15 protein-coding genes and 1 riboswitch are annotated in these 19636 nt (G+C 63.9%); of the genes, 11 read left to right on the forward strand and 4 right to left on the reverse strand.

Annotated features, from left to right (window positions below):
• The first annotated feature begins 85 nt into the window (after positions 1–85).
• Complete coding sequence (locus P0D68_RS29975) at positions 86–2128, forward strand: oxidoreductase (RefSeq protein ID WP_408300599.1); 2043 nt, start codon at positions 86–88, stop codon at positions 2126–2128.
• Between the two features lie 67 nt (positions 2129–2195).
• On the opposite strand, the gene P0D68_RS29980 is transcribed toward P0D68_RS29975, so the two are convergent.
• Entirely contained in the window at positions 2196–3125 is a 930-nt protein-coding gene (locus tag P0D68_RS29980) for an EamA family transporter (RefSeq protein WP_408184599.1), read from the reverse strand.
• Positions 3126–4071: 946 nt separating this feature from the next.
• Here P0D68_RS29980 and P0D68_RS29985 point away from each other — a divergent pair.
• The 6 genes from P0D68_RS29985 to P0D68_RS30010 all read left to right on the forward strand — a co-directional run bounded on the left by P0D68_RS29985 (position 4072) and on the right by P0D68_RS30010 (position 11548).
• Complete coding sequence (locus P0D68_RS29985) at positions 4072–4482, forward strand: GreA/GreB family elongation factor (protein ID WP_177204949.1); 411 nt, start codon at positions 4072–4074, stop codon at positions 4480–4482.
• Positions 4483–4631: 149 nt separating this feature from the next.
• Positions 4632–4750, forward strand: a riboswitch (TPP riboswitch).
• A gap of 94 nt (positions 4751–4844) precedes the next feature.
• Entirely contained in the window at positions 4845–6776 is a 1932-nt protein-coding gene (gene thiC / locus P0D68_RS29990; protein ID WP_408300597.1) for a phosphomethylpyrimidine synthase ThiC, read from the forward strand.
• A 264-nt stretch (positions 6777–7040) separates the two neighbouring features.
• A complete protein-coding gene (locus tag P0D68_RS29995; protein WP_091792782.1) occupies positions 7041–7253 on the forward strand; it encodes a YMGG-like glycine zipper-containing protein in 213 nt (70 codons plus the stop codon).
• A gap of 263 nt (positions 7254–7516) precedes the next feature.
• On the forward strand, positions 7517–8014 hold the full coding sequence (locus P0D68_RS30000) for a hypothetical protein (RefSeq protein ID WP_408468786.1): 498 nt from the start codon (positions 7517–7519) through the stop codon (positions 8012–8014).
• A 325-nt stretch (positions 8015–8339) separates the two neighbouring features.
• On the forward strand, positions 8340–9938 hold the full coding sequence (locus tag P0D68_RS30005) for an L-lactate permease (protein ID WP_408184601.1): 1599 nt from the start codon (positions 8340–8342) through the stop codon (positions 9936–9938).
• Between the two features lie 683 nt (positions 9939–10621).
• Positions 10622–11548: a DMT family transporter gene (locus P0D68_RS30010; protein ID WP_091800251.1), complete on the forward strand. Its 927-nt coding sequence runs from the start codon at positions 10622–10624 to the stop codon at positions 11546–11548.
• A gap of 874 nt (positions 11549–12422) precedes the next feature.
• On the opposite strand, the gene bamC is transcribed toward P0D68_RS30010, so the two are convergent.
• Positions 12423–13658, reverse strand: coding sequence for an NlpB/DapX family lipoprotein (gene bamC / locus P0D68_RS30015; RefSeq protein ID WP_408300593.1), 1236 nt, complete (start codon positions 13656–13658; stop codon positions 12423–12425).
• A 514-nt stretch (positions 13659–14172) separates the two neighbouring features.
• On the opposite strand from bamC, the gene P0D68_RS30020 reads away from it, so the two are divergent.
• A complete protein-coding gene (locus tag P0D68_RS30020) occupies positions 14173–14583 on the forward strand; it encodes a DUF2844 domain-containing protein (protein ID WP_286162032.1) in 411 nt (136 codons plus the stop codon).
• A 10-nt stretch (positions 14584–14593) separates the two neighbouring features.
• Here P0D68_RS30020 and P0D68_RS30025 read toward each other — a convergent pair whose 3' ends face one another.
• A complete protein-coding gene (locus P0D68_RS30025; RefSeq protein WP_408300591.1) occupies positions 14594–14866 on the reverse strand; it encodes a hypothetical protein in 273 nt (90 codons plus the stop codon).
• Between P0D68_RS30025 and P0D68_RS30030 the strand changes: the two genes are divergently transcribed.
• Together P0D68_RS30030 and P0D68_RS30035 are read left to right on the forward strand one after the other, a co-directional pair.
• A complete protein-coding gene (locus tag P0D68_RS30030) occupies positions 14859–15938 on the forward strand; it encodes a DUF3443 domain-containing protein (protein WP_408300589.1) in 1080 nt (359 codons plus the stop codon). The two genes, P0D68_RS30025 and P0D68_RS30030, sit on opposite strands and share 8 nt — an antisense overlap.
• A 147-nt stretch (positions 15939–16085) precedes the next feature.
• Positions 16086–17960 (forward strand): glycosyl transferase family 1, encoded by a 1875-nt coding sequence (locus P0D68_RS30035; RefSeq protein ID WP_408300587.1) that lies wholly within the window; start codon positions 16086–16088, stop codon positions 17958–17960.
• Between the two features lie 196 nt (positions 17961–18156).
• On the opposite strand, the gene P0D68_RS30040 is transcribed toward P0D68_RS30035, so the two are convergent.
• Positions 18157–18648, reverse strand: coding sequence for a hypothetical protein (locus P0D68_RS30040; RefSeq protein ID WP_408468787.1), 492 nt, complete (start codon positions 18646–18648; stop codon positions 18157–18159).
• A gap of 342 nt (positions 18649–18990) precedes the next feature.
• Here P0D68_RS30040 and P0D68_RS30045 point away from each other — a divergent pair, with 342 nt between their 5' ends.
• Positions 18991–19620 carry a cadmium resistance transporter gene (locus tag P0D68_RS30045; protein WP_408300583.1) on the forward strand — a complete coding sequence of 210 codons (630 nt, stop codon included), beginning with the start codon at positions 18991–18993 and terminating at the stop codon, positions 19618–19620.
• Positions 19621–19636: the final 16 nt, after the last annotated feature.

Here is a 19636-nt window from a genome sequence, read left to right on the forward strand (position 1 = left end):
GCGAGGTTTAGAATTTTTCCTCGGCGGGTTGGCACGCGACGCGGTGTATTGTTCGTGCGCATCCAATACTTACACGGTCCTCCGCATGTCTTACCAACACTTACTCGCCGAACTCGATCTGGGCTTCACTCGTTTGCGCAACCGCGTGGTGATGGGTTCGATGCACACGGGCATGGAAGACCGCTTCTGGAATTACCCGAAGCTGGCCGCGTATTTCCGCGAGCGCGCGAAAGGCGGCGTCGGTTTGATCGTCACGGGCGGGATCTCGCCGAATCGCGAAGGTTGGCTGTTGCCGTTCGGCGGCACGTTGAATTCCGTATTCGATCTGCGCAATCACCGGAAATTGACCGAGGCCGTGCATGCCGAAGACGGCAAGATCGCGCTGCAGATCCTGCACGCGGGCCGCTATGGCTATCAACCGTTCGTCGTCTCCGCATCGGCGATCAAGTCGCCGATCTCGAAGTTCAAGCCGCGTGCGCTTAGCATCGCCGGCATTGCGAAGACCGTGCGCGACTACGCGCGCTGCGCACGCCTCGCTCAACGCGCGGGCTACGACGGCGTCGAGATCATGGGCAGCGAAGGCTATCTGCTCAATCAGTTCCTATGCCCGCGCACCAATCAGCGCACGGACGCGTACGGCGGCAGCATCGAAAACCGCATGCGGCTCGCGCGCGAGATCGTCGAGGCGGTGCGCGCGGTATGCGGCGAACGCTTTATCGTCGTGTACCGGATCTCGCTGATCGATCTGGTGGAAGGCGGCAACACGTGGGACGAAACCGTGCAGGCCGCGCAGGCGCTCGAAGCCGCCGGCGTCACCATGTTCAACACCGGCATCGGCTGGCACGAGGCGCGTGTGCCGACCATCGTGACCTCGGTGCCACGCGCCGCGTTCGCCGCGCTGAGCGCGCGATTGAAGGCCGCCGTCAAGGTGCCGGTGATCGTGTCCAACCGCATCAATACGCCCGAGGTCGCCGAAGAACTGCTCGCGCAGGGAGCGGGCGATCTGGTTTCCATGGCCCGGCCGCTATTGGCCGATCCCGAGTTCGTGGTGAAGACCGCCGAGGGACGCGCGCACGAAATCAACACCTGTATCGCCTGCAATCAGGCCTGCCTCGATCACACGTTCAAGAACCAGCGCGCCACGTGCCTCGTCAATCCGCGCGCGGGACGCGAGACCGAATTGATCTACCGGCCCGTCGCCGGGGCGCAGGCCGCGCGCTCGGTGGCCGTGGTCGGCGCGGGTCCGGCGGGGTTGTCGGCGGCGACCGTCGCCGCGGCGCGCGGGCATCGTGTGACGCTGTTCGATGCGAGCGCAACGATCGGCGGCCAGTTCAATCTGGCGATGCGCGTGCCCGGCAAGGAGGAGTTCAGCGAAACGATCCGCTATTTTCAGAGCCAGTTGCAACGCCACCGCGTCGACGTGCGGCTCGACACACGCGTCGACCCCGCCCTGCTGGCCTCGGGCGCTTACGACGACGTGATCGTCGCCACTGGCATCGTGCCGCGCCGGCCGGCGATTGCCGGTATCGACGCGGCCAACGTGCTGTCGTATGTGGACGTGCTGCGTGGTGCGCCGGTCGGCCAGCGCGTCGCGGTGATCGGTGCGGGCGGCATCGGCTTCGACGTCAGCGAGTTTTTGCTGCATCGCGCGGGCGAGCCTCTGCCAATGCCGCGCGACGCATGGCTCGACGAATGGGGCGTCGATCTGGCCGTGCGGGAACGCGGCGGGCTGAAACCGCCCGCGCCGGCGCGGCCGCCGCGGCAAATCTGGCTGTTGCAGCGCAAGGCCGGCAAGCTCGGCATGGGGCTTGGCAAGACTTCCGGCTGGGTGCATCGCGCGACGCTGGCGAGGAACGGCGTGACAATGCTCGGTGGCGTGTCATATCTGGAAATCGCGGCGCGCGGGCTGAAGATCGCGCATGAAGGCGTCGAGGAATGGCTCGACGTGGATACGATCGTGGTGTGCGCGGGGCAGGAATCGCTGCGCGATCTGCACCCGCAGGCAGCGGGTGAAGCGAATCAGGCCGGCGGCCCGCGTTATCACGTGATCGGCGGGGCGAAAGTCGCCACTGAACTGGACGCGAAACGCGCGATTCGCGAAGGCGCGGAAGTGGCCGCGGCGCTCTAATAGCGGGCCGCCGCCCCGGCACAATGAGACTCACAAGGGGCAACCCCAACGCAAGCCCGCTCCAGGCTCAGGCGAGCCCCTTCTTCCGGTAGTCGAACCAGAACGACAGTCCCACGCTCGCCAGAATCACGACCGTCGCGATCACCGTGGAGCGGGTGACCGGCTCGCCGAGCAGCAGCGCACCCAGCGCCACGGCCACCACCGGGTTCACGTACATGCAACTGCTGGCGATGATCGGGCTGGTATGCCGGATCAGAAAACCATATGCGACGTAGGCGGCCATCGTGCCGATCAGCATCAGGTAGATGAACGCCAGCACCGGCATAACATGCACCTCGAGCATCCGCTCGCCGGAGACCCACGCGACCAGCGTGGACATCGCGCCGCCCAGACCGATTTGCAGCGACGTCGAGAGAAACAGGTCCGAGGGCAGTTTCAGACGCCCGGCCAGATGCGCGCCGCCCGCCCAGAAAAGCGCACCGCACAGAATCGCCAGGCTGCCGCCCGCAGAGCCCGGCGCACTATCGCCATGGCTGAGAATCGCGATGCCGACCAGACCGAGGCCGACAGCGAACCACTCGCCCCGGCCAATCTTGCGCCCCGCCACGGCCGCGATCACCGTCGCGAACAGCGGCACGGTGGCGACCATCACCGCCGCGGTGCCGGTGCCGACGGTGCGCATCCCGTAGGCGAGCATGCCGCTCGACAAACCGACCAGCATGGTGCCCACCAGCCCGGCATTACGGATTTCGGCGGCGCCCGGCCAGACCGGATTGCGGCGCGCCGCAAAAATAAAGAGGCCTACACCGGCGAACAGATTGCGCAGCCCCGAGAGAAGCAATGGAGGAAACGAACCCAGCGCGACGTGCACGGCAAGATAGGTCGAGCCCCACACGACATAGACGACGGCGAGCGCGAGCGCGAGCTGGCCATTGCGGGACTGCGGCAAACGGAGCGAAAAACCACGCGGAAAACGGCTTGGGAGTTGCAGCGACATGCGTTCAACCCGCCCATGCCGCTCGAGGTGCGGCGCCCCCGCTGGAGCCCCTGAGGCGGGATGGCGGACACCGCATCGGCGATACGGTCTGACGGGCGAGGCTGGCGGACATGTTGGTGGAGCGGAAGGACGATAGATGGCCAATGAGCCACAACGCCGCGGCGGCCGAAGAAATCGGGCCACGGCGAACACGCGCCAAATGGTGGGCGCGCACGGCATTATGCAGTAAGCGCCCACCGCATCGCCTGAAAGAATCGTAACTTTTTGGCGTACTTGCAACAAAAACGCCGTGGGCGTTTCCCTCCGTATTTGCCACCTCGACGCCGCAAAAGGCGCTAAATGCACAAGGCAGAGCGATCTGTGTTTCGGTATGAGCCGCCGTGCGTTGCTGAGGATGCTTGAGTGGTCGATCCTCCCGCCGCCTGGTTGAGTGCATGCTCAAGCGAGGTCGGCGATGATTCGGCCTCCGTAACTTTCGGGCAGGCGGCGGACGGGCTTGAATACGGCCCGCGCGCTTTGCCAGCGGCTGTCGGCCCGCGGCGCACGGCGAACGACGGTCGTTGGCGGCGAGCCGAGAGACACGTCACGCCCTTGTGCTACAGTCGGTGAATAGTAGCCCCGTGCTAACATTCAGCTTTCGATCGCGCGCCGTGCAAACGTATCGTGGCGCCCGCTTCCCCCTCTTTCGCTACCCACCGGCCACCTCGATGCGCTTTCCGACTTCCCGTGCCCACTTCCGCTTGCGCCCTCGCCGCGCAACCGGCTGCGCGCGCGCGGAATTCATGCCGCGTCGCGCCGGCGAGCCGTCCCGAACGCTCCCGCTCCACGCCGCCCGGCGCCCGATTTAACGCTGCTCGCTCCATTGCCTGAGCCGCGTTGTCGGGCTCCGGGCCGATCTCATCCGCACGCTGTTCCCCTACATGCAGATCGAATTGGAGTACCCATCGTGAAAAAGACGAAAACCTGTTACCTCACCGAACTCGACGTCACCCGTCTCGAGAAGCACGCAGCCGCGCCCGGCGCCGACGCGCGTTTGCAAGACATGCTCGACGACGTCCTGGAGCGCGCCGTGATCGTCGACTCGCACGAGATTCCGGCCAATATCGTTACGATGAATTCGCAAGCCACGCTGGTCGACGAAACCAGCGGCGAGCACATGACCTGGACCGTGGTCTATCCGCCGAACGCGGACTTCGCGCATGGCCGCCTGAACGTGTTCTCCCCCGCCGGCCTCGCCTTGCTCGGCGCCAAACGCGGCGAGCGCATCCGCTTCACGCCGCCGAGCGGCACGGAGAAAGTGCTGAAGCTCGAAAAGATCCTCTTTCAGCCCGAAGCCGCCGACAATTTCACGCTGTAAGCCAGCGCAATGGCGTAGCAACGCGTGTTGCGCCGCTTCATGACAGCCCCCTGAATACGGCAATGCCGCGTGGCTTGCCGCTGCGATATCCGCCATCCGATGTTCGAAGACGGGTTGCCAAGCAGCGGGCGGCCGGTGTATCGTGTGCGCTGCTAACGCGGGGGTCCTGCGTTGCACGGAGGTTGGAGGTCCGTGCTGCGCGGGTGAGAAATACCCTTTGAACCTGATCTGGATAATGCCAGCGCAGGGAAGCGTGCGGAATTCGCACTCCAGCTCCAAGGCCTCATCTCTCGCGATTTCCGACAACTTCCGTCTCGTCTCCTGCTTAGCCGCCCCACATAGCTTTGCTCAGGAGATACTGCATGAACGCCAACCCGAAGTTCCTTTCCGCCGACGCTCACGTCGATGAAGCCGCCGTCGCGCCGCTGCCGAATTCCCGCAAGGTCTACGTGACCGGCTCGCGTGCCGATATCCGCGTGCCGATGCGCGAAATCTCGCAGGCCGACACGCCCGACAGTTTCGGCGGCGAAAAGAATCCGCCGGTCTATGTCTACGACACGTCGGGCCCGTACTCGGACCCGGAAGCCAAAATCGATATCCGCGTCGGTCTGCCGGCACTGCGTCAGGCATGGATCGAAGAGCGCGGCGACACCGAAGCGCTGACGGGCCTGTCGAGCGACTTCAGCCGCGAGCGCGCCGCCGACACGGCGACCGCCGAATTGCGCTTCCAGGGCCTGCACCGCACGCCGCGCCGCGCGATCGCCGGCAAGAACGTCTCGCAAATGCACTACGCGAAAAAAGGCATCATCACGCCGGAAATGGAGTACATCGCGATTCGTGAGAACCAGCGCCGCGCCGAGTATCTGGAAAGCCTTAAGACGAGCGGCCCAAACGGCGAAAAGCTCGCCGCGATGATGGGCCGCCAGCATCCTGGGCAGGCGTTCGGCGCGAGCGCGTTCGGTCCGAATGGCCTCACCGAAATCACGCCGGAATTCGTGCGCGAAGAAGTGGCGCGCGGCCGCGCGATCATCCCGAACAACATCAATCACCCGGAAAGCGAGCCGATGATCATCGGCCGCAACTTCCTCGTGAAGGTGAATGCCAACATCGGCAACTCGGCGGTGACGTCCTCGATCGGCGAGGAAGTCGACAAGATGACGTGGGCGATCCGCTGGGGCGGCGACACGGTGATGGATCTGTCCACCGGCAAGCACATTCACGAAACGCGCGAGTGGATCATCCGCAATTCGCCGGTGCCGATCGGCACGGTGCCGATCTACCAGGCGCTGGAAAAGGTCAACGGCAAGGCCGAAGACCTGACGTGGGAAATCTTCCGCGACACGCTCATCGAGCAGGCTGAGCAGGGCGTCGACTACTTCACGATTCACGCGGGCGTGCGTCTGCAATACGTGCCGCTCACGGCCAAGCGCATGACCGGCATCGTCTCGCGCGGCGGCTCGATCATGGCCAAGTGGTGTCTCGCTCACCACAAGGAAAGCTTCCTGTACGAGCATTTCGAAGACATCTGCGAAATCATGAAGGCGTATGACGTGGCCTTCTCGCTCGGCGACGGCCTGCGTCCCGGCTCGATCTACGACGCCAACGACGAAGCGCAGCTCGGCGAATTGAAGACGCTCGGCGAACTCACGCAGATCGCGTGGAAGCACGACGTGCAGACCATGATCGAAGGCCCCGGCCATGTGCCGATGCAACTCATCAAGGAGAACATGGACCTGCAACTGGAATGGTGCGACGAAGCGCCGTTCTACACGCTCGGACCGCTGACCACCGACATCGCGCCGGGTTACGACCACATCACCTCGGGCATTGGCGCTGCGATGATCGGCTGGTTCGGCACGGCCATGCTCTGCTACGTGACGCCGAAGGAACACCTGGGCTTGCCGAACAAGGACGACGTCAAGACCGGCATCATCACCTACAAGCTCGCCGCGCATGCCGCCGATCTGGCGAAGGGCCACCCGGGCGCGCAGGTGCGTGACAACGCGCTCTCCAAGGCGCGCTTCGAATTCCGTTGGGAGGACCAGTTCAACCTCGGCCTCGATCCGGACAAGGCGCGCGAATTCCACGACGAAACGCTGCCGAAGGATTCGGCCAAGGTCGCGCATTTCTGCTCGATGTGCGGCCCGCACTTCTGCTCGATGAAAATCACGCAGGACGTCCGCGAGTTCGCCGCGCAACAGGGCGTCACCGACGACGAAGCGTTGAAGAAAGGCATGGAAGTGAAGTCGATCGAGTTCATGAAAAAAGGCGCTGAGATTTATCAGCGGCAGTAAGGTTTGCACGCGGGTCGCGTGTTTTCGCGGTGCAGTCCAAGCCGCCACTCGATCCGCCAATCTTTGCATTGCAGCACCGAAGCCCGCCACTGGCGGGCTTTTCCGTTTACGGCTTCCGGGCACGTCGCATGCTAAAGGCAGGGAAACATTTGATTACGAAACCGACAGTTCGTTGACAAGCGCAAACATCTGGATACGGGCTGCGGCGATAACATCAAATGCAAGGAAGGTGACGTTCCAACTACAACTACCGGAGTCAGCATCATGAAATCGATTCGTCAAATCGGCACGCTCGCGGCCATCGTGGCAGTCGTGGTGAGTCTTTCCGCGTGTGAAGGCATGAGCCGGCAAGGCCGCGATACGGCTATCGGCGCGGGCTTGGGCGGCGCCGCGGGCGCGGCGATCGGCGGCAATGCGCTGTCTACGATCGGTGGCGCAGCGGCGGGTGGCATTATCGGCAATCAGGTCGGGAAGTAAGCGGACGGCAGGTCGTAGCGCGATCCATCACATGACACGCACGAGGGGCGAGCGAAGCTCGACCCTCGGCGAGCTGGACACGTCGCTCATGAGCGCAACGCGCGCGACATGCGTTTTATGCTCGGGTTCATGCAGGTCGCGAATGGCGCTGCAATGAGGTGAAATAAGCCGTTACCGTTTTGCAATCCGGTCGGCGTCGCAGCAGCGTAAGCTGGGACCGTGACGCCCCCAATGGCGGCGTTCGATTCAACCAGGAGCGCGTCATGAAGTCCCGCTTCATCAATTCGGTGTGTGCGATCGGCCAGCGGTTGCCGCTGCGCTTTTCCCGTTCCTCCTTTCCTCGACTCTCATACACCGGCATGGCGCTTGGCGGCATGGCCTGCGCCCTTACGCTGTCCGGTTGCTATTACCCATACGGCTATTATCCGGCCGGCTATTACCCGTATTACGGCGCCGTGCCCGCAGCGGGTACGCAGCAGACTGTGCCGATGGGCCAGGACGCTTCATACGCAGCGCAGCAGCAACAGGCGCAAGCTCAGGGTGGTCAGCAGAGCCTGCCTCCCACCTACGCGGTTGCTGCCCCGCCCGTGTATGTGGCGCCCGCGCCTGCCTATCCGGTCTACTATCCGCCGCCGGTCTATCCGGCTTATTACGGCTATCCAGGCTGGTATGGTCCCTCGGTTTCGATCGGCTTCGGTTTTGGTGGCTACTGGGGTGGCCACGGTGGAGGCGGCGGGCACGGCCATGGCCACGGGCACTGACACGTGCCGGCGCGTTTCGACTCATTGATGGTCTTTGCCATGAACTGCACGACGGCCCCTGCAGCACGCGGCCCCGCCGCGCTTCGCGCATGCTGCCTCAGGCGAGCGCAACGCGGGTTCCCGGCCCTCGTCCGCTTCGCCCGCAGTTTCTTCTTGACGCCGCCCGACTGGGTTCTATGCTTGGGAAAGCCCCACACAGTACCTGTTTAAATAAGCGATCCGGCCCGGCCCGCACGTGCCGCCGACGCCCATCCGTCCTGCCAGAGCGACGCGTCCGATAAAAATAAGTGCCGCGTCGAGTTCGAACAACAACGAAGGAGACGCGATGTTCCATCAACTACTCACCCCTGTCGGCAATTCGCTATTGCCATCGTTTCTGGTCGCGGCCTTACCGATCATCGTCGTGCTGCTCCTGCTCGGCTGGGCGCGGCGGCCGGCATGGCAGGCGTCGCTCGCGGGCCTGATCGTCGGCTTGATCGTGGCGATCTTTGTCTGGCAGTTTCCGGTGGGACTGGCGGTCGATTCGGTCGTGGCCGGTGCCGTGTTCGCATGCTGGCCGGTCATGTGGATCGTGTTCGCGGCGATCCTGCTGTACAACATCTCGCAGCGCTCAGGGCGCTTCGCGGCCTTTCGCATGTGGATGATCGACAATCTGCCGAACGACCGGCGCGTGGTGCTGGTGGTGATCGGGTTTTCGTTCGGCGCGCTGCTCGAAGGGATTTCCGGTTTCGGCACGCCGGTCGCCATCACCAGTTCGTTGCTGATTCTGCTCGGCTTTCCCACGCTGGAAGCGCTCACCTTCACGCTGATCTTCAATACCGCACCGGTCGCCTTCGGCGCGCTAGGCGTGCCGATCACCGTGCTCGGCGCGGTCACGCACCTGCCGGCCGATTCGCTCGCCAAGATGGTCGGCCGCCAGTTGCCGTTCTTCGCCTTTCTGCTGCCCTTCTATGTGATCAGCGTCTATGCGGGCTTTCGCAACATGCTGAAAGTGTGGCCGGTGCTGCTGGTATCGGGCGCGAGCTTCGCGCTGACGCAGTTCGTCGCCTCGAACTACGTGAACTACAGCCTGACCGACGTGTTGTCGTCGATGGTCTCGCTCATTCTGACGATCGCCTTCCTGCGCGTCTGGCGGCCCGCGGTTGATCCGAAATTCGCGGTCAACATCGACCGTGTCGGCGAGGTGCGCGGCAAGATCGGCGGCGGCCAGGGCTGGTATCCGTGGATCATCGTGTCGGTCGTGGTGATCGTCTGGACGGTGGCGAAGATCTTCCTGATCGGCGACGTCAAGGTGCCGTGGCCGGGGCTCGACAAGGCCGTTTTCATCACGCTGTACAACACGCCGTACGGCGCGGTATGGGACTTCCAGCCGCTCGCGACCGGCACCGCGATTCTCGTTGCCGCGCTCATCACCACTTTCGTGGTCGGCCTGAGCGCGCGCGAGTTTGGCGCGGCCATCGCCGACACGTGGGTGCAGACGCGCATCGCCATCCTGACAGTAGCGACCATCGTCGGTCTCGCGTATCTGATGAACTACTCGGGGCTGACCTACACGCTCGGGCTGGGCGTCGCCTCGGTCGGACCGTTCTTTCCGCTGGTGTCGGCGTTCCTTGGCTGGGTCGCCGTGTTCCTGTCCGGCAGCGATACGTCGGGCAACGCCCTGTTCGGTAATCTGCAGGTGGTGGCGGCCAACCAGTTGAATCTCAACCCGATCCTGATGGCAGCGACGAATTCGTCGGGCGGCGTGATGGGCAAGATGATCTCGCCGCAAAACATCTCGACCGGCGTGGCCACCACCGAGCTTAAAGGCAAGGAAGGCGTGGTGTTCGCCAAGACGTTCAAGCATTCGATTCTGTTGACGGTGCTGCTCGGCGTGCTGGTCTGGCTGCAGCAGAATTTCCTGCAGTGGATGATTCCGCACTGAGGGGGTGGCGCTCGTTCCGGCGGGATTGCGTACCGAGGGCGTGGCGCTTGTACCGGCGAAATTCCGTGCCGAGAGTGTGGCGTGTGTACCGGCGGGATTCCGTACCGAGGGCGTGGCGCTCTCGTACCGGCGGGATTCCGTACCGAGGGCGTGGCGCTCTCGTACCGGCGAAATTCCGTACCGAGAGCGTGGCTCTCGTACCGGCGGGATTCCGTACCGAAGGCGTGGCGCTCGTACCGAGGGAATTCTGTACTGAGGGCGTTGCTTACGGTGGGCACGACGCGCTCGGAAGACTACGCACTGAGACAGGTTTCGCCAAGTCGCGCCGGGTCGCGTCTGGTCGGCTCAAGCAGCTGACCCGGCGCGCCCGACCCGCGCTTGCGCCGCATGCACACCACCCCGGCCAGCGAGCCATCGACCGCAAAATAATTCACGACGCTCAAGCAGACACCATATCCTGCCTCAGCCCCTCCCTTCCATCACACCGTCCTGATCGCAATTTTTCTCACATCAGCGTGAGAATTGCTCGTTTTGCGCACGCCGCCGCTACACTTACGATCACGACTATCAGACGCCTTTTATCTCCCGGATCTTGCCGTTTCATTCCAGCCTGAAACGTTTCGCACGATTGCGCTGCTACGATGCGCGGGCGTCTCGACTCAACCGCGCGAGGCGCCATCCAGATGAATGCCAAGAACCTGCTGCAACTGCTGATCCTCGCCGCCCTGTGGGGCGCGTCGTTCCTGTTTATCCGTGTCGGCGTCACCGACTTCGGCGTCGCACCGTTGATGGCGCTGCGCGTCGGCATCGGCGCGGCGTTTCTCGCCGTCGTGCTGATCGCGCGACGCCCGCTACGCCAATCCGCGACCATCCTGCGCACGCGCGCCTTCCCGCTGCTGGTGGTCGGCATCCTGAATTCGGCGGCGCCCTTCTGCCTGTTCGCCTACGCCGAGTTGACGCTGTCGGCGGGAGTCACCTCCGTGATCAATGCGAGCACGCCGCTCTGGGGCGCGCTGGTCGGCTTTCTCTGGCTGCGTGACCGGCTGAGCGCGCTGCGCACGCTCGGGTTGGTGATCGGCTTTCTCGGCGTATTGATGCTGGTGTGGGACCAGATCGCCGCGCCGAACGGTACGGCCGCGACCCCGCTCAGCACCGCGCTCGCGGCCGCCGCGGCACTCGGCGCCACGCTGCTGTACGGCGTCGCAGCCAACTACACGAAGCGCCACCTGACCGGCGTCGACGCGCTCACCGTCGCGACCGGCACCATGACCGGCGCCACGATCGTGCTGCTGCCGCTCGCCGTGATCTACTGGCCGGCGGCGCCGGTCTCGCTCCACGCGTGGGGTGCGGTGATCGCGCTCGGCGTCGCGTGTACGGGCGTGGCGTATATGTTGTTCTTCCATCTGATCGCGGTGGTCGGACCGGCGCGCGCGATTACGGTGACCTTCGTGATTCCGATCTTCGGCATTCTGTGGGGCGCGCTGTTTCTCGGCGAAAGCGTGTCGCCCGGCATGCTCGAAGGTTGCGGCGTGATCCTGGTCGGCACCGCGCTGGCCACGGGCGTTATCAAGCGTCTGCCGTGGATCGGAACGCGCCGCGCCGACACCTGACATCCGCTTCGTTGCGCGCGACGCTCCCCGGCGTCGCCGACCCACGCATTCTTCTCGCAGTCCCGCCATCCCGCCGCCGCGGCGACTCCCAAGCGCAAAAAAATAGCCCGCACTCCACAGGAGTGCGGGCGAAACCGTCGCCCTACGAGGATAGGCGACGGGGCCACCGAGGCCGCGCGTCATCGCGCAGGCCATCATCGGGCTAGGCATCGGTTCGTCGGCCGATGCTGGAATGGTCAGAATTCCTTGATTTATTCGTTCGCTGGACGACTCGCCGCAAACCCATGTGGGGCAAGCCAATCCGGTTTCACGCCCTGTTAAAAGCAGCTTGTGTGCCAGCTTGCCAAGCGACTGCAGCCAGTCACCGCAAACGGTTGATTCTTATTGAATTTATTCGCGACGGAGAGTCGACAGGGCGCGGCGGAAAGAAGGTTTGGAAAGTTACGTCACCGGCGTAACGTCACGTTACATGCGGCCGCACGAGGTGCCACCGCATCATCCCCGCCGCAGGCGGCGGGACGCGATTCAGGGCGGTTCAAAGGATCCGCCACTTCGAACGCCGCGCTGCCGTCTGGCGGACTCGCGGGCCGGTTGGCCGCTGCGACTCCCTCGGGCCCAAGGCTGCGCCGCACACGAGCGCCAGGACGAGCAAGCTCGCCGCCCACATCCAGTAAGGCATCACGTCGAACATGGCCAACTCCCATTGAATTCCGGTTCGTACCGGTATCCTGGAAGCAAAGCAAAACACATGCGCGCGTTGGGCGATCGCTGTCGAGCCGCGGGTTGCGCGCGGGTTGCGTAATATCCGGCCGTAAAAAAACCCGCCCGGGTCGACCCCGGGCGGGTTTCATACAGCGTTCCAACTTGCCGAGTCTTAGTGCAACTGGTCGGCCATCAAACTCATGATCTGCTTGGCTTGCGGGCTTTCATCGATCGAGCCCTTGTCGTCGACGACGGCCACGCGCGTCTGGTTAGGCGTCACCGCGCGCACGTTCACGAGATACTGCTTGGCGACTTTTTCCTTCTTGCCGTGGAACACCTGGCTCCAGAAGCCCTGTTCGGCCGACGTCATATCCTTCGGATCGACGTAGCGCACGAAATACAGGCCACGAGTCAGATCGCGGTCGTCGACCGTGAAGTTGCTGCGGTCGAGCGCGAGGCCCACGCGCAACCAGGCGCGGTCATACGGCTCGCCGAGCGTGAGTTCCGTGGAGGACAACTGCGCCGAGGTATTGTTCGCCGAATCCGCATCCGGCAAAGGCTGCTGCGCGGACAGCGCAACGTTTTGCGCCGCCGTGGCCGCAGCCGCCGACTTCGCACCCGCCGTGGCCGCGTTAGGCGCGGTTTGCGCACCGGCCGGCGACAGGTCGGCGCTTTGCGTGCCGCCCGACTTCGTGCGCGAATCGGCCAGCGCGAGCGCTGCCTGAAGGCGCTTCAGATACTCCTGTTCGAGGCCCGGATCGTTCGGCTTCGGCACCCAGGTGCTCGAATCGTTATTCGTGCCGGTGAGCGCCTCACGCATGCCTTTCTGGCTGATGAACACGTAAGTGCCGCCGTTGGGCGCCGCTTCGAGACGCGTGCGGTACTTGTTGCGCTCCGAAGTCACATAGCTGTTGCCCATGGCCTTGGACAGCGTGTTGCGAATCAGGCCGTCGTTGATCTGCGCGTGGGTTTCGTTCCAGTCGGTTTCCATCACGCCCTTGTCGCGCTGGTCGACCACCAGCAGGAAACCCTGCTCCTGCCAGAAGCGGCGGATTTGCGCCCATGCCTGCTCGGGCGCCTTGTTGTCGATGACGAGCCAGCTTTCCGTGCCGTCGCGCTGGATATGCATGCCGGCGACGGGCGGCACCACCACGACGGAATTGGCCGACGGCGCCTGGGCCTGGACCTGCTTGAGCGTGGACAACGAGGTTTCGCCGCCCTGCGGGGGCAACGAACGCTGATCGGCCGTCTCATCAATCATGTTCGGCGGTACGGCAAGTGACACCTGCTTCGATTTCGAGTCGCTCTTGTAGTCGATTTTGGTCGGCGACGAAGTACTGCAGCCGGCGACCAGACCGCCTGCCATCAGCATTACTGCAAACCGCTTGGTAAGACGAAGATCAGTCATGTTCGGGGAATCCTTCCGCTACGCCACGGCAAGTTTCCGTGGATCAACCCGACATTTTACCGATCCCGGCGGACTGTGTGCAAAAAGCCGGGTTTGCCTGTGAATTGAGCAGCGCGCGCCGCGCGTGAAACCGCCCTGGATCGACGCGCGTAGAGAATACGCCACCTGCTCGCCCGGTGAGTTTTCACTGCTTGCGAGAGCGTGGTTTTCGCACAGGAAAGCGGCTCGCAGCGCGGCGGATTTAACAATCGCCCACATTTCCCAAGCGCCTGTCAGATACACCCTACTTACTCGTCAGAACATTGATTCGACGGCCTTTTCCGAGACCGTCGCACGATCAATTTTGAGACCTCAAAAATCGTCGAGTAGCGCTTCTGGTAACGGTCACAAAACCCCGGTGATATCTTGAAATGGACATCTCAAAAAGCCTTCGAGAGCGCCGACCAGGAGACCGATCGTCATGCCATTGCCCACTTTCACACCCAGCCTCGCCGTTTGCGCACTGGCGGCTGTCATGTCGTACCTCAGCGCCGACGCACGCGCCCAATTGGGCGGCGCCATGCCGGCTCAAGCGGATTCGAACGCGAGCGCGCCGCGCCCCTTGTTGAATGGCGCACTACGCATGCGCACGCTGACCGACGCGGGCAACACGACCATCAACGAATACGCCACGAACACCGGCCAGATCATCGCCTACGCGTGGCAGGGCCCAACCATGCCCGACCTGCGCGCACTGCTCGGAAAGTACGCCGACTCGTATCGCGCGGGCGCGCAAGCGGCGCCCGCGGACGCCAATCTGCACGTCTCGCGCGTGGCACGGCCGGACGTGGTCGTGGAATCCGGCGGACCGATGCGCGGCTACGTGGGACGCGCATGGCTGCCCGCCGCGCTGCCGCCCGGCGTCACCGCCGACGATTTCCAGTGACGCAACCGCATCAGGACTCCGCTTCCACCCATGCTCCCGACGCCATGAAACCCGCCCTTCGCCTATACGCCCTGCTCCTCGTCTGCGCCGCCTTCTCGGGGTGCGGCGGCGGTGGCGGCAGCACGCCGGCCACGACTTCCCCGACCGGCGCCGCCGCTCCGGCCAGCGGCCCGAGTGCCGCCAGTGCGCCGTCGGCCGCCGCGCCGCCCGCCACGTCGAGTTCCGGCACGAGCGGCTCCGTGCCGCAGTCGAATACGCCGAACGTCCAGCCGATCATGGTCACGAGCGCGCCAGGTCTGACGCGCAATTTGTTGACGACGAGCGTCACCGTCTGCCAGCCCGGCACCAGCAACTGCGCGACGATCGACAATGTTCAGGTCGACACCGGCTCGCACGGCTTGCGGATTCTCGCGTCCGCGCTGCCGGCGAGCCTGCCGCTCGCGGCAATCGCATCGGGCGCCGGGATCGCGGGCGAGTGCGCGGTGTTCGGCGGCGGTTACACGTGGGGGGCGGTGCGCAGCGCGGACGTGCGGATGGCCGGCCAGCTGGCCGCGTCGATCCCGATCCAGACGATCGCCGACCCGGCAGTGCCCACCGTCCCCGCCGACTGCGCCGGCTCCGGCCGGGCCATGCAGACGGTGGCGGGCCTGCGCTCGAACGGCATTCTCGGCGTCGGCCTGTTCGCGGCCGACTGCGGCAGCGGCTGTGTGAATGCAGCGCTGCCGCGCTGGTACTACAGCTGCAATACTGGCGGTACGGGCAATGCGGGCAATGCGGGCAATGCGTGCCAGCCGAGTACTCAGGCGCTCGCGCAGCAGGTGACCAATCCGGTCAGCCGCTTCGCGCTCGACAACAACGGCGTGGTGATCGACCTGCCGGCTATCGCCGACGCCGGCGCGGCCAGCGTATCGGGTTCGATGATCTTCGGCATCGGCACGCAGGCGAATAACGTGCTCGGCGGCGCCAGCGTCCTCAAGGCGAACAGCGTGACGGGCTACGTCGTCACCACGAGCGGCGGTCAGACTTTTTCGCAAAGCTATCTCGATAGGGGCTCGAATGGGCTCTTCTTCCGCAATACGCAGTTGCCGCAGTGCGGTTTCTGGTACTGCCCGTCTTCGGTACAGGCCGCGAGCGCCGCGATCACGGGTACGGATGGCGCGTCGAGCACGGTGTCGTTTGCGATCGGCAATTCGAGCGCGCTGTTCGCGTCGGCGAATAACGCGTTCAATAACCTCGCCGGCGTGGCCAGCAGCGGCTTCGGCTGGGGCCTGCCGTTCTTCTTCGGGCGACGCGTCTTTACGGCGATCGCCTCGCGCGAGACGTCAGCGGGCCCGGGTCCTTATTATGCGTTCTGAGCTTCCGAACAGGCGGCTTCTTTCGGCGCAGAAAATTCCCAAATTCGTCGACCGGACAGATTTGATATCCATTGGCTGCGATAATTCTCGCATCCGGCTAACTCGCTTCCAATTAGTTAGTCATGCAAATTCTTGAATTGTCGGCAGATGGAAGAACCCACTTTTTCGCTCGATCACTTCGAGCAGCTCGTTTATACGCAACAGCACGTCAAGGCTGCGATCCAGTTCATTGCCGCGCTAGCGCTCCTTCAGCAGAAGCGCGGCAAGCTGGACGGCAGCTTTCTTGCCTCGGGCATCGCCGATCTGCCGCCTGACGAGCAACGCCAGCGCTTCTGCACACGCCTCGCGAGCGCGGCTTCAACCCTGTTCGCCGACCCGGCGCTCAAGCTTCCGCACGAGTGCTTCAGGCTGCTGCTGACATTGCACGAATGGGTCGGACTGGTCTTCTCCTCCACCCCATTCGGCAACGCGGACCACGTGGCCCGTAACCTGAATCCGCGTGGTCCGGATAACGCCCAGTTTCTGCCCGGCGACAGCTTCGCCGAGAAACTTTGCGTGCTCTATTCAACGGAATCCGAATTCGAACTCGACTTCGCCGCGCTGTGGGCGTACAACAAATCCCTCGCCGCCTGTCTCGCCCTCGTGTTGCTTGCGCCGGTCTTCAAGGGCTCGGCGAGCGCGCATATCAAACGCGAGGCGCTGATGGAATGGCTGCCCGGCAAACTGCAGCAGATCGACGACCTCGACGACCTGCCCACCGCCCTGCTGCATAACGCGTATATGTTCTGCAGCTACGCGGACACGCCGCGGCGCCATGAGATCAAACGCGACATCAACGCACTGGTGCGCCGCAAGCTGGCTCAATTGGGACTGACCGACCTTCCCGCGTCGCAGCTGGCCCGAGCGAAAAACCGCAAACAACGCGGCAAAAAGCCGCTCATGGTCGTCGTACTCGAGTGGTTCGGCGGCGCCCATTCGATCTATCGCACGCACTCGCGCACGCTCGAAGCCGCGCGCGAGCAGTTCGAGGTGGTGGCCTTCAGCTTCGGCTATGCCATCGACGACATTGGGCGCGCGGTGTTCGACCGTTTCATCGAACTGGAAGAGCCCGAATATCTTGGCGAATGTCTGAAAACGATTCGCGACTTTGCCGAGGCGCAACAGCCCGACGTGCTCTATATGCCGAGTGTCGGCATGTTCGCGCTGACCGTGTTCATGTCGAACCTGCGCATCGCGCCGCTGCAGATCGCCGGGCTCGGCCACCCGGCCACGACTCATTCCGACAAGATCGACTATGTCAGCGTCGAGGAAGATTATGTCGGCGATCCCGCCTGCTTCAGTGAGCGTCTGCTGAAACTGCCGAAAGACGGGCAGCCGTACCGGCCGTCGGTAGCGCTGCCGGACATCGTCGCCGAGATGCCGCCCTCGCGCGAAACGCTGGAGGTCGTCATTACGGCCAGCGCCATGAAGCTCAATCCCGGCTTTCTCGAAGCGTGCCGCGAGATCGGCGCGCGCGCCGCGACGCCAGTCGAGTTTCACTTCATGAGCGGCGTGCCCGCCGGTTTGCCGCTCGAGCGTATGCGCGAAGTGATCCGCGAGGCGCTGCCGCGCGCGGTCGTCCACGGCTTTCACGATTACGCGGACTACCTGGCCCGCGTCAATCGCTCCGACCTTTTTCTCAGCCCGTTTCCGTTCGGCAATACCAACGGTATTGTCGACGCGCTCACGCTGGGTTTGCCCGGCGTCTGCAAACGCGGGCCGGAAGTGTTCGAGCGGATCGACGGCGTGCTGTTCGAACGCGTGGGTATGCCATCGTGGACTACGGCGGAGAGCGTGGAGGATTACATTGCCGCCGCCGTACGGCTAATCGACGCGCATGGCGAGCGCGCCGCCTTGCGGCAGCGGCTGATCGACACACGGGCGGTAGATCGATGCTTTGACGGGCGGCCGCAGGCGTTCGGTGAAAGCGTGCTGCGGCTGGTGAGGGATAAGCAGCGCCACCGCGAGGAGGCGATGGCGTGAGGTTTGTCGTGACTTGCGGCGCGTTGTAGTTTGAGGCTTGCCTTTCGCTTGAGGCTTGCCTTTGGCTTGAGACCTGCCTTTGGTTTGAGACCTGCCTTTGGCTTGAGACCTGCCTTTGGCTTGAAGCTCGCCGGAGCTTGAGGCTCGCCGTAGCTAGATGTTTGTCGAAACTCGCGGAGCGTTGCAGCTTGACGCGCTATTCGGTCGCGTTTGCGGGCGGGGTCACGAGATTGGCCGGTGCGAGCCAGTTGAATGCGTTTAGCGTTGGCCCGTGGAACGTGCATTCGGCGGCGGCCGGCGTGACGATCTTCTGCGGTTTGGCAGGTTTGAGCGAGACTGCTTCGGTCGCCGAAGCAGTTGATGCACCTGATGCACCAACAGACACCGCCGACGCCGCGTGCGCGCCCGACGCGCTCAACGGCGCCGTTGCTGTTGCCGCCGAAGCCGAAGCCGAAGCCGAAGCCGAAGCCGAAGCCACCACATGCTCGATCGATCCCTCGACCACCACCCGCGAGCCGTAAATGCCTGCGCCCGCATGGCCGATTTTCAGCGTATCCGTCGAGGTGTCCGCCAGCTTGCTTCGCATCAACTGCTCGCATGCGTCCGTGTTCTTGTAGACGGTCGTACAGGCCGCCAGCAGCGCAGCAGCGGTCGTGACGCAGGCGATAGAGAGAATCCGAATCTTCATTGATGTTCCGTTTTTCAAGCCGTCGGCAATTGTAGCTTACGACTCACTTGACCTGCACCCGCTCTGCGCGCCGTATGCGATCTCGCTGAACGCTCGTTGCGTGCCGGCCGCTTCTGACGATGGACCCTTTCACCGCCTACCCGGCACGGGTATGCCGCAGTAACCGCTCGACCGCATGACCGCAAGACCACTTGACCGCAACAGTTCGCACCGGCATCGTGTCAACCGGCCGCAACTCATCGACGCGCCGCCAACTTCCCGACCGGGCCTCGCGACGAACCTCGCTTCGCCTTACAGCCTTTATTACAGCCTTTATCACTGAGTACCGACCCGCTTTCCTGCATGTTCAGCCTTGCCCTGCTCGCCGTCGCGGGTTACACCGCCACCAACATCGACAACCTGTTCGTGCTGCTCGCGTTCCTGGCGGAAGCCGGCAGCGAGCGGCGGCGCGTGATCGCCGGGCAGTATGCCGGTTCGCTGGTCTTGATCGTGGGGTCGATACTGCTCGCCGGATTGCTAAAGCATTTGCCGGCTGGATATGTCGGTTTGCTCGGCATCCTGCCGATTGGCGTGGGGCTCGCCAAAGCGTGGGAGCGCTTTGGCCGCGGTAACACGCAGGAGGATGAGACGGTACGTGCCGACGGCCAGTCGACCGCTTCGCGCGGCTCATCCTGGTGGGTGGTGGCCTGCGTAGCCATCGCCAACGGTTCCGACAACCTCGCCGTCTATGTGCCGTTGTATGCCAGTCACTCACACAACGAGGGCGCGTTCATCTCGCTGGTCTTTATCGTGATGATCGGACTCTGGTGCGCCGGCGCGGTGTGGCTCGTGAAACATCCATTGCTCGGTGCGCCAATCCGTCGCTACGGCACCGCGCTCTTACCGCTGATCCTGGTGATCATCGGCGGCTCGGTGATCGCGCAAAACGATACGCTGCGGATCATGTTCGGAGTCTGGGCAAAGCTTCATTGACTGATGGCAATCTGCC

The organism is Paraburkholderia sp. RL17-380-BIE-A, from assembly GCF_046028085.1.
In the GTDB taxonomy this organism is placed as follows: domain Bacteria; phylum Pseudomonadota; class Gammaproteobacteria; order Burkholderiales; family Burkholderiaceae; genus Paraburkholderia.